Source organism: Streptacidiphilus albus JL83 (assembly GCF_000744705.1).
In the GTDB taxonomy this organism is placed as follows: Bacteria; Actinomycetota; Actinomycetes; order Streptomycetales; family Streptomycetaceae; genus Streptacidiphilus; species Streptacidiphilus albus.
This window is the reverse complement of the sequence record NZ_JQML01000001.1, coordinates 4,524,151-4,539,438: the sequence shown is the minus strand read 5'-3', so window position 1 is coordinate 4,539,438 and position 15,288 is coordinate 4,524,151. Positions and strand designations below refer to the sequence as shown.

Genomic DNA, 15,288 nt, shown 5'->3' with positions numbered 1-15,288 from the left:
TGGACGGTCGAGGTTCCTTTGGGAAAAACTGTAGTAAACACTAGCGAGGACGCAGTGCACGGGATCGGCTATTCCGCCGGTCGCTGTGCCGCTCAACGCGAGTGCGATCGGGATATCCCGAGAACATTCACGGAGAGTTTGATCCTGGCTCAGGACGAACGCTGGCGGCGTGCTTAACACATGCAAGTCGAACGGTGAAGCCCTTCGGGGTGGATCAGTGGCGAACGGGTGAGTAACACGTGGGCAATCTGCCCTGCATTCTGGGACAAGCCTTGGAAACGAGGTCTAATACCGGATACGACGCATCCCCGCATGGGGTGTGCGTGGAAAGCTCCGGCGATGCAGGATGAGCCCGCGGCCTATCAGCTTGTTGGTGGGGTAATGGCCTACCAAGGCGACGACGGGTAGCCGGCCTGAGAGGGCGACCGGCCACACTGGGACTGAGACACGGCCCAGACTCCTACGGGAGGCAGCAGTGGGGAATATTGCACAATGGGCGAAAGCCTGATGCAGCGACGCCGCGTGAGGGATGACGGCCTTCGGGTTGTAAACCTCTTTCAGCAGGGAAGAAGCGCAAGTGACGGTACCTGCAGAAGAAGCACCGGCTAACTACGTGCCAGCAGCCGCGGTAATACGTAGGGTGCGAGCGTTGTCCGGAATTATTGGGCGTAAAGAGCTCGTAGGCGGCTTGTCACGTCGGATGTGAAAGCCCGGGGCTTAACTCCGGGTCTGCATTCGATACGGGCAGGCTAGAGTGTGGTAGGGGAGATCGGAATTCCTGGTGTAGCGGTGAAATGCGCAGATATCAGGAGGAACACCGGTGGCGAAGGCGGATCTCTGGGCCATTACTGACGCTGAGGAGCGAAAGCGTGGGGAGCGAACAGGATTAGATACCCTGGTAGTCCACGCCGTAAACGTTGGGAACTAGGTGTGGGTCACATTCCACGTGGTCCGCGCCGCAGCTAACGCATTAAGTTCCCCGCCTGGGGAGTACGGCCGCAAGGCTAAAACTCAAAGGAATTGACGGGGGCCCGCACAAGCAGCGGAGCATGTGGCTTAATTCGACGCAACGCGAAGAACCTTACCAAGGCTTGACATATACCGGAAACGGCCAGAGATGGTCGCCCCCTTGTGGTCGGTATACAGGTGGTGCATGGTTGTCGTCAGCTCGTGTCGTGAGATGTTGGGTTAAGTCCCGCAACGAGCGCAACCCTCGTTCTGTGTTGCCAGCGAGTAATGTCGGGGACTCACAGGAGACTGCCGGGGTCAACTCGGAGGAAGGTGGGGACGACGTCAAATCATCATGCCCCTTATGTCTTGGGCTGCACACGTGCTACAATGGCCGGTACAATGAGCTGCGATACCGCGAGGTGGAGCGAATCTCAAAAAGCCGGTCTCAGTTCGGATTGGGGTCTGCAACTCGACCCCATGAAGTCGGAGTTGCTAGTAATCGCAGATCAGCATTGCTGCGGTGAATACGTTCCCGGGCCTTGTACACACCGCCCGTCACGTCACGAAAGTCGGTAACACCCGAAGCCGGTGGCCTAACCCGCAAGGGAAGGAGCTGTCGAAGGTGGGACCAGCGATTGGGACGAAGTCGTAACAAGGTAGCCGTACCGGAAGGTGCGGCTGGATCACCTCCTTTCTAAGGAGCTCTTCTCCCGGCTTCGGTCGGGCAGAGGGCCAGTACACCGGCGACTGTCCGGTGCTGGTTCGCTCATGGGTGGAACGTTGACTATTCGGCGCGATCATCGTCATGGACACGAGTACTGCTTCGGCGTGGAAAGTTCTGTGGGTGTTGGTCGGGTCGGGCACGTTGTTGGGTCCTGAGGGCACGGCCGCAAGGTCTGTCTTCGGTACGCCGGCCCCAGTGAACTTTATGCCGTTGTGGTGTGGGGGTGATGGGTGGCTGGTCGTTGCTTGAGAACTGCACAGTGGACGCGAGCATCTGTGGCCAAGTTTTTAAGGGCGCACGGTGGATGCCTTGGCACTAGGAACCGATGAAGGACGTGGGAGGCCGCGATAGGCCCCGGGGAGCTGTCAACCGAGCTTTGATCCGGGGGTGTCCGAATGGGGAAACCCGGCAGTCGTCATGGGCTGTCACCCGCTGCTGAACACATAGGCAGTGTGGAGGGAACGCGGGGAAGTGAAACATCTCAGTACCCGCAGGAAGAGAAAACAACCGTGATTCCGAGAGTAGTGGCGAGCGAAATCGGATGAGGCTAAACCGTAGTGGTGTGATACCCGGCAGGGGTTGCCATTGCGGGGTCGTGGGAAAATTCTTGATCGGTCTGCCGGCCGGTCGGAGAGTCAGAAACCGTATGGGTAGTCGAAGGACATGCGAAAGGTCCGGCGTAGAGGGTAAGACCCCCGTAGACGAAACCTGTACGGCTCTCTTGAGTTTCTCCCAAGTAGCACGGAGCCCGAGAAATTCCGTGTGAATCTGGCGGGACCACCCGCTAAGCCTAAATATTCCCTAGTGACCGATAGCGGACAGTACCGTGAGGGAATGGTGAAAAGTACCGCGGGAGCGGAGTGAAATAGTACCTGAAACCGTGTGCCTACAAGCCGTGGGAGCGTCGCAGCGTGTGCTTGCACATAGCTGTCGTGACTGCGTGCCTTTTGAAGAATGAGCCTGCGAGTTTGCGGTGTGTTGCGAGGTTAACCCGTGTGGGGTAGCCGTAGCGAAAGCGAGTCCGAATAGGGCGGTTTAGTAGCGCGCCCAAGACCCGAAGCGGAGTGATCTAGCCATGGGCAGGTTGAAGCGCGGGTAAGACCGTGTGGAGGACCGAACCCACCAGGGTTGAAAACCTGGGGGATGACCTGTGGTTAGGGGTGAAAGGCCAATCAAACTCCGTGATAGCTGGTTCTCCCCGAAATGCATTTAGGTGCAGCGTCGCGTGTTTCTTGCCGGAGGTAGAGCACTGGATAGGCGATGGGCCCCACCGGGTTACTGACCTTAGCCAAACTCCGAATGCCGGTAAGTGAGAGCGCGGCAGTGAGACTGTGGGGGATAAGCTCCATGGTCGAGAGGGAAACAGCCCAGAACACCGGCTAAGGCCCCTAAGCGTGTGCTAAGTGGGAAAGGATGTGGAGTCGCAGAGACAACCAGGAGGTTGGCTTAGAAGCAGCCACCCTTTAAAGAGTGCGTAATAGCTCACTGGTCAAGTGATTCCGCGCCGACAATGTAGCGGGGCTCAAGTACACCGCCGAAGCCGTGTCATTGCAGCTTAACTCCTAACGGGGGCTGTGATGGGTAGGGGAGCGTCGTGTGCCGGGTGAAGCGGCGGCGGAAGCCAGTCGTGGACGGTATACGAGTGAGAATGCAGGCATGAGTAGCGATACAAGAGTGGGAAACTCTTGCGCCGATTGACCAAGGGTTCCTGGGTCAAGCTGATCTGCCCAGGGTAAGTCGGGACCTAAGGCGAGGCCGACAGGCGTAGTCGATGGACAACGGGTTGATATTCCCGTACCCGCTTTGAAGCGCCAACGTCGAACCTCTGAATGCTAAAGCCGTGAAGCCGTCTCGGATCCTTCGGGTGATGAGGAGTGGTGGAGCCGCTGACCCAACAGGGTAGTAGGTGAGCGATGGGGTGACGCAGGAAGGTAGTCCAGCCCGGGCGGTGGTAGTCCCGGGGTAAGGGTGTAGGGCGTTGTGTAGGCAAATCCGCACAACATGAGCCTGAGACCTGATGCCGAGCCGATTGTGGTGAAGTGGATGATCCTATGCTGTCGAGAAAAGCCTCTAGCGAGTTTCATGGCGGCCCGTACCCCAAACCGACTCAGGTGGTCAGGTAGAGAATACCGAGGCGTTCGGGTGAACTATGGTTAAGGAACTCGGCAAAATGCCCCCGTAACTTCGGGAGAAGGGGGGCCGGAACTGGTGACGAGTCTTGCACTCCGAGCTGGGGCCGGCCGCAGAGACCAGCGAGAAGCGACTGTTTACTAAAAACACAGGTCCGTGCGAAGCCGTAAGGCGATGTATACGGACTGACGCCTGCCCGGTGCTGGAACGTTAAGGGGACCGGTTAGTTCTGTTTCGACGGAGCGAAGCTGAGAACTTAAGCGCCAGTAAACGGCGGTGGTAACTATAACCATCCTAAGGTAGCGAAATTCCTTGTCGGGTAAGTTCCGACCTGCACGAATGGCGTAACGACTTCTCGACTGTCTCAACCATAGGCCCGGTGAAATTGCATTACGAGTAAAGATGCTCGTTTCGCGCAGCAGGACGGAAAGACCCCGGGACCTTTACTATAGCTTGATATTGGTGTTCGGTTCGGCTTGTGTAGGATAGGTGGGAGACTGTGAAGCGGCCACGCCAGTGGTTGTGGAGTCGTCGTTGAAATACCACTCTGGTCGTGCTGGATGTCTAACCTGGGTCCGTGATCCGGATCAGGGACAGTGTCTGGTGGGTAGTTTAACTGGGGCGGTTGCCTCCTAAAATGTAACGGAGGCGCCCAAAGGTTCCCTCAGCCTGGTTGGCAATCAGGTGTTGAGTGTAAGTGCACAAGGGAGCTTGACTGTGAGACCGACGGGTCGAGCAGGTGCGAAAGCAGGGACTAGTGATCCGGCGGTGGCTTGTGGAAGCGCCGTCGCTCAACGGATAAAAGGTACCCCGGGGATAACAGGCTGATCTTCCCCAAGAGTCCATATCGACGGGATGGTTTGGCACCTCGATGTCGGCTCGTCGCATCCTGGGGCTGGAGTAGGTCCCAAGGGTTGGGCTGTTCGCCCATTAAAGCGGTACGCGAGCTGGGTTTAGAACGTCGTGAGACAGTTCGGTCCCTATCCGCTGCGCGCGCAGGAGTCTTGAGAAGGGCTGTCCCTAGTACGAGAGGACCGGGACGGACGAACCTCTGGTGTGCCAGTTGTCCTGCCAAGGGCATGGCTGGTTGGCTACGTTCGGGAGGGATAACCGCTGAAAGCATCTAAGCGGGAAGCCTGCTTCGAGATGAGGACTCCCACCACCATTGAGTGGGTAAGGCTCCCAGTAGACGACTGGGTTGATAGGCCGGATGTGGAAGCCCTGTGAGGGGTGGAGCTGACCGGTACTAATAGGCCGAGGGCTTGTCCATAGTTGCTACGCGTCCACTGTGTTGTTCTGAAGAAACGACCCCTGCTTCCGGCAGCGTGTTAGTCGATATCTTCATAGTGTTTCGGTGGTCATAGCGTGAGGGAAACGCCCGGTTACATCCCGAACCCGGAAGCTAAGCCTCACAGCGCCGATGGTACTGCAGGGGGGACCCTGTGGGAGAGTAGGACGCCGCCGAACAACCTTTGCCGAAGAGCCCCCTGACCAGTGGTCAGGGGGCTCTTCGGCATGTCCGGACACAGACGGAAACACCCGAGCACCCCCTGGGTGCCCGGGTCCCGTCCGGTTCAGCGCTTGAGGTCGAGGCCGAGGGCGCGGAAGCTCACGCGCTGGTCGAACCAGAGCAGGGTGACCGTGGTGACGGACATCAGGCCGGCGAGCAGGTAGTGCCCGGTGGCGCCGGCAAACATGGTGCCGAGGAAGGCGAGCAGGAAGTGCACCCCGAAGCGGAGGGCAACCAGGCCGATGGCAATGAATCGGGTGCGGCTGTTCTTGAGCATCTTCCGGACCAGCCGGAGGCGCTTGCGGAGCACGGTCATGGAGATGACGGCGTTCACTGCGATCATGCCGACGATGTAGGGGAAGAGCTGCGGGTCGGCCTTGCAGATGTCGTAGGTCCCGCCGAGGATCCCTTCCAGGGCGAAGTACCAGACCGGCAGCGGCCGCAGCTGCGGGTCCACAGGCGCGGCGGTGACCTCGCTCGGCTGGGTGTCAGCGGTGGCGGTGGCGGCGATGGACATGATTCCCCCTGATGGATCCTCAGTCGGCCCCTGCCGACAAGGAAGAGTCTTCCGTAGTCACCCCTGCTGCCGTCAGGATCAGCTGTCCTCAGTCCGGCATGACAGCTGTCATGGCCGAGACTGTGACGTGCCTGCGCCGAGGGCGTCGGCATGGCTGGTGACGTAGTCGGCGTCGGCGAGGTAGCGCTGGTGGTGGCCCTCGGCCAGGTGCTGGGTGAAGGCCGGATGGCCCTCGGCGGCTCGGGCGGTCATGAAGTCCACCAGGGCTTGGAGCCGGTCGGCCACCATGGCCGGGAGCCGGCCGAGTTCCGTCTCGTCGAAGCCGTAGGCCGCGGCGAACAGGGCCAGTCGACGGGCCTGTTCGGGCAGGGGCAGCGTGCCCTCGTCCGCGTGGGCCGCGTGCAGTGGGACGAACCGGTAGGCGGTGTAGGCGGCGTCCCAGAGCCGGGGCCCCGGGTGGGCGGTGTCGAAGTCGATGAGGGCGACCGGGAGTCCGTTGCGGAAGACGCAGTTGTAGGTGGCCGCGTCGCCGTGGCAGATGACCTCGGCCGGTTCGCGGGCGGGCAGTTGCCAGACGTCCCCGGGAGCGGCGACGAAGCCTGTGGTGGCGTCGTGGAACCGGCGCAGCAGCTGGGCCGCGCTGCGGAGGGCGGCGTCGCTCCGGGCGTAGGCCGGGAGCGGGTAGTCGAGGACCTCGCCGTCGAGGTAGGTCAGGGTCTCGGTCGAGCCGTCCGGGCTGGTGCCGAGCACGCGCGGGGCACCGGTGAAGCCCTGTGCCGCGAGATGGTCGAGCAGCCGGTGGACGGCGGAGGTCCACGGTCCGGTGGGACGGCTGACGGTCGCACCACGGCGGATCACGCGGTTGACCCCGCCGACGAGTTCGATCTCTTCCATGCAGACGACCCTAGTCAGGGCAGCAATCGGTTTCCGGAGCAGCACGAAGCCCTCTGCTTCTCTCCCTCCGAGGAGGAATCGGGCAGAGGGCCTGGTGCTTCGGCGTCGGCAGGGGCTACTCGGCCGTCGGCCTGCCGTCCTCGGGGGACGCCGTGTCCTCGGTCTGTGTCACCGGTGTCGCCTGCGCGGCCGGGGTGGGCTCGTCGACCGGGGTGGACTGGGGCGGGACCGTCGGCGCGCCCGACCCGGTAGGTGCGGTCGGCGCCTGCGGGGCGGAGTACGGGGGCTGGCCGTACGCCGGAGGCTGCTGGCCGGGCCACCCGCCGTACGGCTGGCCGTACGGGGCCTGGCCGCCGTACGGGGCCTGGCCGTAAGGCTGCTGGCCCCAGCCGGCGCCCCAGGCTCCGGCCGGCGGGGTGGTCACCAGGGTGATGCCGGCCTCGGCGGCCAACTGCTCGTCGAGGCTCTCCCGGCGGATCCGCTGGTCGATGTAGAGCAGGCCGTTGGTCAGCGCGGTGAGCGGCATCAACAACAGGCTGAACAGCGAGCTGACGCCCAGCCCGAGGGCGTAGAGCCAGAGCGAACCGAAGGAGGGCAGGTTGGTGGCCACGTTCCAGGTCGTGCCCGGCTGCGGGACGAGCGTGGTGAGGACAGAGCCACTGGTGATCAGCGAGACGGGGGTGTTGACCAGCTGTGAGGCGATGCCGCCGATGAGGGAGACCAGGAGGGTGATGCCGAGCGTGCGCCACCAGTTGTTCTGGTTCAGCCGCCAGGCCCGTCGAATGGCCGCCACCGGTCGCTGGTTCTCCAGGACGACGACGGGGACGACGAGGGTCAGCCGGATCACGGCGTAGAAGATCACGATGTAGCCGGCGAGCAGCAGCAGGAAGCCGAAGGCCGCGCCTCCGCCGCCTCCGACCGCGGCCAGGACGACGAAGAGGATCATGGGCACCAAGAGGACCGCGATGGCGCAGAGCACCATCAGCAGGACCGTGCCGATCGTCCGCCACAGGTGCGGAACGGATTCACGGACGATCTGCCGGAGCGTCACCGGGCGCCCGATGACGGCATGGCGGAGTACCGCCGTCGAGGTCACGGTGGTCACCAGGAAGCCGACGAGGGAGCCGAGCATGAGCAGGACGAACAGCAGGCCGACGACGGTCAGCAGCTCGCCCACCTGGCCTCCCGTCAGCTTGTCCTGGGCCTGGAAGTCGTTGTAGACGTCGTGCAGCGGGCTGTAGCTGAAGGCCAGGCCGACCGCGAAGACCGCGTAGAAGGCCAGGGCGGTCAGGAGTATCGGTCCGTAGACGGACCAGAAGTAGCGGCCGAGGGTTCGGAACACCCCGCCGACGATGTCTCCGACCCGCAGCGGCTGCAGTGGAACGACCCCTGGCTGTGGTGCCTGTGGCCGGTAGTTCCAGCCGGGCGCGGTGGGCGGGCTCGGCCATCCCCCGTAGGTGCTCATACTGCTGATGCTCGCTTCCTGCGTCGCCGCTTGCCGTCGCCGCTTGCCGTCGGTACCACCGATTGTGGTGCGGACGCCTGTGGCCCCCGAGATTACGTGACTCTCAGGCCTTTGCGGCAGCCGATCCGTCGTATATCACGTCGGGAGGCAGTTGGAAGCGCTCGGCGGGGTGGCGGGGGCGGAGCAGCAGCAGCTCGTCCTGGGCCAGGCCGGCCTCGGCCTCCGGGCCGGGAGCCTGGCCGGAGGGGGTGCCGGGGGTGCCGCTGCTGCCGGTGCTGCCGCCGGGCAGGGCGACGGGTCCGCGGGCGGGGCCGAGGATGGCGCCGGCGTCCGAGTTTGTCCACAGGCTGTGGAGGGCGCGCTCGCCCCAGCGGGCCCGGGCCTGCTCGGGGGAGCGGAGGACGGTCAGCACATTGAGGCCGAGCGGGCCGCCGCGGGCCATCAGGTCGGGGAGCCCGGGGAAGGGCGCCACCGCCGCGACCCGGTCCAGGACGCAGAGCAGCGGGGGGTCGAGCCGGCCGGAGGCCGACCGTACGGCCGTCCGCCGACCGTGCTCGACCACGTCCTCGACCAGTGCGGTGAGCAGTGGCATCGCGCTGTGGGTGGCGCGGCTGACCCGGGACTCGTCGCCGCGTCCGACGACGTACAGCGTTCCCCGGTTCTGCAGGAAGCTGTCCAGGTCGAGGGAGTCCTGCGGGGTACCCGGTGAGCAGGCCTTCAGGACGTGGAGGTCGGAGAGGCCGTCGAGGGCGGACAGGACCCGGTCGAAGGCGGCTTCGCGCATGTCCTCGGTACCGGAGAGAGCGGCCTGGAGCTCTCCGGCCCAGCCCGGGCCGCTGGCGAGCGGGTCGGCGGTGCGGAGGACGGTGACGGCCTCGTGCCGGGCGGTTCCGGTGGCCCAGCGCAGCACGTGCCGGAACGGGCGTCCGTCCAGGGCGGCGGCGTGCAGCCAGCAGCGGAGCAGGGTCTGCGCGGTCTCCTGGATGTCGCGTTCCCCGGCGGAGTCCCCGCCGCGCCTGGTCGGGAAGAGCAGGGCGCGGGCGCGGGAGAGGGCGACGGCGGGGTCCTCGCAGTGGTTGTGCGGCGCCCAGCGGACGCGGGTCTCGCTGTCGGCGTCGACCAGTTGCAGCGGGTCGAAGAGGCGGGCGTCGCGGTGCGGGGGACGGTCCTCCCAGAGGCCGAGGTCGTCGCTGACGACCAGGACCGGCCCGGTGGCGCTGTGCAGGGCCTTGTGCAGGAGGCGGTGCTTCGCCGGGGCGGAGGCGACCGGGTCGGGGGTGAGGAGGCAGACCGCGCCGGCCGGCAGGGCGAACGGACGGTTCGGTGCGGGCTCGGCCGGCGGCTCGGCCGGCGCTGTGACGGTCGGGGCGGCGGGGACAGCTGGGGTGGCCGGGACAGAAGGGACGCTGCGTGGGGCGGGCAGATCGGCCGGCGGCCGGTGCACGGGCGCTGCGGCGGAGGCGGTGCTTCCGCGCAGCGGTCCCGCTCCCTGCCCCGCTCTTGGTTCCGGTTCCGTGTCTCGCGTCCCCGCTGTCGTGCGGACGGAGTCGCGCGCGGCCCGGCGCAGTCGGGTCCACGCCGTGAGTATGGTCAGCACCACCGCGAGCAGCACGGCCAGCAGGACCGCGAACACCGTCCAGAAGGCCGTCGCCGACGGCAGTTGGGCCGCCGGGGTGTCGGACCAGGCGGCGGCGAGGTTGCCGGGGCCGGTCGCCAGCTGCCGGATCGCCTCCGGGGTGTCCTCGAAGGGGAGCGGGTGCGGCAGATGGCCGTGGGTGGCCAGGCCGGCCAGCGCCGTCGAGGTCCACACCAGCGCGGTGGTCCCGAGCAGCACCGCCAGCAGGCCGACGATCGCGCCGTCGGGGACGCCTCGCGAGGGCTCGGGGGAGCCGGGGGACTGCCGTCCGCCCTTGTTGCGGTAGGTCTGCTCGGACATCACGCCGCCGGGTCGTCGGCCAGCTGTTTCGACGCCCGTGTTCGCTCGATGATGGCGTCCTCCGTCATGGCCCGGTCGGTGAAGACGAGCGGTCGTTCGTGCTCGGTGATCAGGTGTTTGACGACCTGGACGTTGCCGTTGACGTCCCAGACCGCGATGCCGGGGGCGAGGGTCGGAATGATCTCCACGGCCCAGCGCGGCAGGCCGAGCACCCGGCCGGTGGCCCGGGCCTCGTCGGCCTTCTGCATGTAGATGGTGCGGGTCGAGGCCATCTTCAGGATCGCCGAGGCCTCGCGGGCCGCAGCGCCGTCGACCACGTCGGAGAGGTGGTGGACCACGGCGATGAAGGAGAGCCCGAGCCGGCGGCCGAACTTCAGCAGCCGCTGGAAGAGCTGGGCCACGAAGGGCGAGTTGATGATGTGCCAGGCCTCCTCGACCAGGAAGATCCGCTTCTTCCGGTCGGGGCGGATCCAGGTGTGTTCGAGCCAGACTCCGACGATCGCCATCAGGATCGGCATGGCGATCGAGTTGCGGTCGATGTGCGAGAGGTCGAAGACGATCAGCGGCGCGTCGAGGTCGATGTCGGTGGTGGTCGGGCCGTCGAACATGCCCTGGAGGTCGCCGTCGACCAGCCGGTCCAGGACCAGCGCGACATCCAGGCCCCAGGTCTGGATGTCCGGCAGCGAGACGCCCAGCGGGTCGATGAAGTCGGTGTTGGGGGAGCGCAGGGTGTCGATGATGTCGGCGAGCACCGGCTGCCGGTCGGTGACGGTGGCCAGGATGTGGGCGTGCGCCGCCTTGAGGGCGAAGCCGGCCCGCTCCTCCAGGCCACGGCCCATGGCCACCTCGACGATGGTGCGCAGCAGCGCCAGCTGGCCGGTCGAGGTGATCGCCGGGTCCAGCGGGTTGAGCTTGACCCCGCCGGCGAGGGCCGCCTGCGGGTCCAGCCGGACCGGAGTTATTCCGAGGGCCCGGGCGATCAGGTTCCACTCGCCGACGCCGTCCTCGCCCTGGGCGTCCAGGACGACGACCTGCCGGTCGCGGAACCGGAGCTGCCGCAGCACATAGGTCTTCTCCAGCGCGGACTTGCCGTTGCCGGACTCGCCGAGCACCAGCCAGTGCGGGGCCGGCAGCTGCTGGCCGTAGAGCTGGAAGGGGTCGTAGACGTAGCCCTTGCCGCTGTAGACCTCACGGCCGATGATCACGCCGGAGTCGCCGAGACCCGGGGCCGCCGTCGGCAGGTAGACGGCCTGTGCCTGTCCGGTGGAGGTGCGGACGGGCAGCCGGGTCGTCTCGTTCTTGCCGAACAAGAAGGTGGTGAAGGCCTCGGTCAGGCCGCCCACGGGTGCTGCTGGCATGCGGTGCCTCCTGTGGGCTGGTGGTCAGCGACGGATGCCGGTGGCGAACGGGAGCGTGTTGACGAAGGCGCGGTGGTGCTCGCGGTCGCACCATTCGAGCTTCAGGTAGCTCTTTCCCGCCGACGCTCTGATTGTCCGCTTGTCACGGGCAAGTGCCTCCGGCGTACGGGAGCTGACGGTGATGTAGCCGACCAGGTTCACGCCCGCCGCGCCCGAGGCGAGATCCTCCCCACGCTGGTCCACGCGCCCGCTGTGGGCGGCGTCGCGGGGGTCGACGGTGCGGTTCAGCTTGGCCTGGCGGCTGGCCTCCGCGTCGTCGTTGGTCTTCTCGGTCAGCATCCGCTCGATGGCGACGTCGGTCGGCTCCAGGTCCATGGTGACGCCCACGGTCCGGATCACGTCCGGGGTGTGCACCAGCAGCGGGGCGAGGAAGTTGACGCCGACCGGGGTCAGCGGCCACTCCTTGATCCAGGCGGTGGCGTGGCACCAGGGCTCGCGGGTGGCGGACTCGCGGGTCTTCGCCTGGAGGTAGTTGGGGTGGGTGGCGTCCAGCTCGGCCGGCCAGGCGTTGCGCCTCGACATCGCCTGGAGGTGGTCGATCTGGTGGTCCGGGTCGTACATCGAGTGCAGCAGCGAGCTCAGCCGGGCCTGTCCCAGCGGCTGGCGGACCCGGATGTCGGCCTCGGCCAGCCGGGCGCAGATGTCGTTCAGCTCACGGGCCATCACCGCGGCCAGGCCCTCGTCGCCCCGGGTCCCGCCGCGTTCGGTGCGGCCCATCACATGGGCCTCGGCGGCCAGGTCGCGGGTGTAGGGCATGCAGGCGACCAGGTAGGCGCGGTGCTGCTCGGAGGAGGTGGAGACCATCGCCTGGAGCTGGTCGTAGGAGTCCATCAGCCACGGCGGCGCGTCCGGGTCGCCGCGCCGGGCGACGTCCTTGGCGTGGGCGTCCGGGTCGGCCGGCAGGGTCCGGGCCAGGACCTGGAGCCGGGTCACGAAACCGTCGCCGTTGGCCACGTGCTTGAGCAGCGTGCCGAAGCGCTCGACCAGGGCCTCCTGGTCCTCCGAGTCGCGCAGGCCGACGCCGGGGCCCTCGATCTCGATCGCGGCGGTCACCGTGCGGCGGTTGAGGTGCATCAGCACCGCGACCTCGTCCGGGCCGAAGGGCGCGGCCAGCCAGCGGATCCGGCCGATCCCGGGCGGCGGCCCGATCTCGACCTCGCGGCCGTCCAGCCGGGTCCCGGCCTCATGGACATCCGACCGCCAGGCGGCGGCGGAGGAGCGCACGGTGCGGCGGTAGGTGCGGTTGATCTCCGCCCAGCGGTAGAAGGTCCGCTTGCGGTACGGCATGTACACGATGGCGAACGCCACCAGCGGGAAGAAGAGCAGCCCGAGCAGCCGCAGTGCCAGGACCGGCACCAGGATGCCCCACATCATCCCGAGGAAGGCCCCGAAGATGATCAGGAAGACCTCGCCGCTGTCGCGGTTCTTGCCGATGACGGCGTTCGGCTTGGCCTTGCCGATCAGATACGTACGCCGGTAACCCCCGACGGGTTGGGTGGTCACGGACGGCCTCCCTGAGCGGTGCTGCTGTTGGATCCGGAACTGCTGCCGGTGCCGGCCGGAGCCTTGCTGCCGGTGGACTGCTGGGGAGGCGCGGGCGCGGTCCGCGAGCCGTGCGCGGCGATGCCCGCGCCGGCGCCGGTCGATCCGCTGGTGCCGCTCTTGCCGCTGGGGGCGCCGCCGCCGTCGCCGGAGTCCCGGCCGGCGTGGGTGTTGATGCCCTGCTTCATGAAGTTCGCCGGGCCGTTCACCACGGCCGAGCCGGCGCTGACCGCACTGGCGCGGGCCCGGCGCATGGCGACCATCTCGTCGCCGAAGCCGGGCACGAAGCGGTAGATCGCGCTGCTGGCGAAGATGGAGAGGACGAGGATCGCCACGCCCGAGAGCACGGTCGAGAAGGCGTCGTTGGCCCCGGCGTTGCTGGCGATGGCCCCGGCCAGGCCGAGCACGATCACGATCACCGGCTTGATCAGGTCCACCGCGACCATCACCCCGGCCCAGCGGCGCACGTGCGTCCACAGCTGCTTGTCGACCAGCCCGGCGTAGACGGCGGTGCCGAGCAGTGCGCCGACGTAGAGCATGGCTGCGCGGATCAGCATCTCGATCCACAGCACGGCCGCGGCGAGGATCGCCACGAGTGACACCAGCACCAGGATGATCGGCCCGCCGCCGATGTTCCCGCTGGTGAGGGCGTTGGCGAAGGAGCCCAGATAGTCGGCGGTATTGGTTTTGGTGCCGGCCGCGATGGCTGTGGTCAGCCCGTCCGTGGCGCTGACGACGGTGTAGAGGATCAGCGGCGTGAACGCCGAGGCGATCACCGTCAGCCAGAGGAAGCCGATGGCCTCGCCGATCGCCTGGTGGAACGGCACGCCGCGGACCGCCCGCTTGGCGACGGCGAGCAGCCAGAGGATCAGCGTCAGGAAGGTCGAGGCGGCGAAGACCACCGCGTAGGCGCGGAGGAAGGAGGAGTTGGTGAAGTCGACGGTGGTGGTCGCGTTGATCCCGTCGGAGAGCTTCCGGATCACCCACGCCGCGGCGGTGGCGCAGCCGCTGGCCAGCGACTGCAGTGGGTCCACGGAGCTCGGCAGGATGCTGCTGCCGCCGCCGGTGGACCCGGTCTTGTTCTGGTTCTCGCAGACGGTCTTGCCGAAGCCGATGAGCCCGCTGCAACTTGCGCTACCTGATGCGGTGGGCGACGCGGACGGGCTGGGCGCCGCGAAGGCGGCAGCTGCGACAGTAAGAGCGACGAGCTGAACGGTCGCCAGCGCCATGCTCAGGCCCGCGATCCGACGGAGGTTAGCGGGCATAGCGGAACCCTCCGAATTGGTTCACGGCGTTGGCGATGTCGTTGGCGCTGGAGGCAGCCTGACTTCCGGACACTGGTGTGGGGCCGTCCTTTTGGCTGAAGGAGGTGACCTTCCAGTCGCCATCCGTCCAGTGAAGTTGGATGGTGACGGTGAACCAGTACTGAGTCACCGGGTTCGTGGAACCCGTGCCTGCCAAGCCGATCATGCCTGTCGACCAGACCTCCACCGTTGCGTGGTCATCGCTGTAACTGTCGACCTTGGTTCCGACGGGAACTGTTCGTGAGACGAAGGTCTGCCCGGCCGGCCCTGCGCCGTTCTGGAGTCCCAACCTTGCCGCCAGCGACGTGTAGGACGGATCCATCTGGCCGTCCAGCGCACTCTGATCTGCCGGGTCGGCAACCGTGGCCACTATCGCGTGCCGTGAGTCCGTCGCGTACATCTCGCTGGAGCCCAGCGCCACGCTGTAGTTCACCGCCGCCGACTGCGCGCCCTCCGAGGTGTCCGGGAAGCCGGTGGCGATGCCGTCCTGAGAGGTCGTCACCGGGTTGGTTCCGGTCGGCGCGGTCGCCGAGGCGTTCGCACCGCTTCCGCTTCCGCTTCCGCTCCCGCTCCCGCCGCTCCCGCCGCCGTTGCTCGAGGTGCTGCCGCCCGCCGCCGCGCCGGACGGCGTGCTGCTGCCGCTGGTGCGGTTGACCACCGCGACCACGACCAACAGCGCCACCACCGCAGCAAGGACCAGCGCCAGCGTCCGCAGTGGACGGCGGCCCGGTGCCGGGTCTGGTGGCGCATCCCCCGCCGGGTAGCGGGTACGCGTGTGCGGCTGGTCTTCAGGCACAGACACAGCGGCCCCCTTGGGACGAGGGTGGGCGGGACGTGGACGGAGACGGATCAGAGCGGCAGAACGGCATGGCTGAGTAGAAGGGTGTCACCTGAACG

General features: G+C 66.5%; 8 protein-coding genes and 3 rRNA genes. 3 read left to right on the top strand and 8 right to left on the bottom strand.

The window, feature by feature from the left end:
* Nucleotides 1–126: 126 nt before the first annotated feature.
* The 3 genes from BS75_RS19595 (at nucleotide 127) to rrf (ending at nucleotide 5,272) form a co-directional block, all read left to right on the top strand.
* A 16S ribosomal RNA gene (locus BS75_RS19595) occupies nucleotides 127–1,645 on the top strand.
* Between the two features lie 307 nt (nucleotides 1,646–1,952).
* Nucleotides 1,953–5,075 (top strand): 23S ribosomal RNA (locus tag BS75_RS19590).
* Nucleotides 5,076–5,155: 80 nt separating this feature from the next.
* Nucleotides 5,156–5,272: ribosomal RNA gene (gene rrf, locus BS75_RS19585) — 5S ribosomal RNA — on the top strand.
* Together the 16S, 23S and 5S rRNA genes form the textbook arrangement of a ribosomal RNA operon.
* A 107-nt stretch (nucleotides 5,273–5,379) precedes the next feature.
* On the opposite strand, the gene BS75_RS19580 is transcribed toward rrf, so the two are convergent.
* The 8 genes from BS75_RS19580 to BS75_RS19545 form a co-directional block, all read right to left on the bottom strand.
* Nucleotides 5,380–5,832, bottom strand: a complete 453-nt coding sequence (locus BS75_RS19580) for a hypothetical protein (protein ID WP_231607833.1) — start codon at nucleotides 5,830–5,832, stop codon at nucleotides 5,380–5,382.
* Between the two features lie 108 nt (nucleotides 5,833–5,940).
* On the bottom strand, nucleotides 5,941–6,726 hold the full coding sequence (locus tag BS75_RS19575; protein ID WP_034089180.1) for an aminoglycoside phosphotransferase family protein: 786 nt from the start codon (nucleotides 6,724–6,726) through the stop codon (nucleotides 5,941–5,943).
* 115 nt (nucleotides 6,727–6,841) lie between these two features.
* Nucleotides 6,842–8,191, bottom strand: a complete 1,350-nt coding sequence (locus BS75_RS19570; RefSeq protein ID WP_034089179.1) for a glycerophosphoryl diester phosphodiesterase membrane domain-containing protein — start codon at nucleotides 8,189–8,191, stop codon at nucleotides 6,842–6,844.
* A 103-nt stretch (nucleotides 8,192–8,294) separates the two neighbouring features.
* Nucleotides 8,295–10,127, bottom strand: a complete 1,833-nt coding sequence (locus BS75_RS19565; protein ID WP_052069549.1) for a TraM recognition domain-containing protein — start codon at nucleotides 10,125–10,127, stop codon at nucleotides 8,295–8,297.
* Nucleotides 10,127–11,485 carry an ATP-binding protein gene (locus BS75_RS19560; RefSeq protein ID WP_034089178.1) on the bottom strand — a complete coding sequence of 453 codons (1,359 nt, stop codon included), beginning with the start codon at nucleotides 11,483–11,485 and terminating at the stop codon, nucleotides 10,127–10,129. The genes BS75_RS19565 and BS75_RS19560 overlap by 1 nt, the downstream gene beginning before the upstream one ends.
* A 24-nt stretch (nucleotides 11,486–11,509) precedes the next feature.
* Entirely contained in the window at nucleotides 11,510–13,048 is a 1,539-nt protein-coding gene (locus BS75_RS19555; protein WP_034089177.1) for an SCO6880 family protein, read from the bottom strand.
* Nucleotides 13,045–14,352 (bottom strand): hypothetical protein, encoded by a 1,308-nt coding sequence (locus BS75_RS19550; RefSeq protein ID WP_034089176.1) that lies wholly within the window; start codon nucleotides 14,350–14,352, stop codon nucleotides 13,045–13,047. Before BS75_RS19550 ends, BS75_RS19555 begins: the two co-directional genes overlap by 4 nt.
* Nucleotides 14,342–15,187 (bottom strand): hypothetical protein, encoded by an 846-nt coding sequence (locus BS75_RS19545; protein WP_231607832.1) that lies wholly within the window; start codon nucleotides 15,185–15,187, stop codon nucleotides 14,342–14,344. The genes BS75_RS19550 and BS75_RS19545 overlap by 11 nt, the downstream gene beginning before the upstream one ends.
* Nucleotides 15,188–15,288 lie beyond the last annotated feature (101 nt).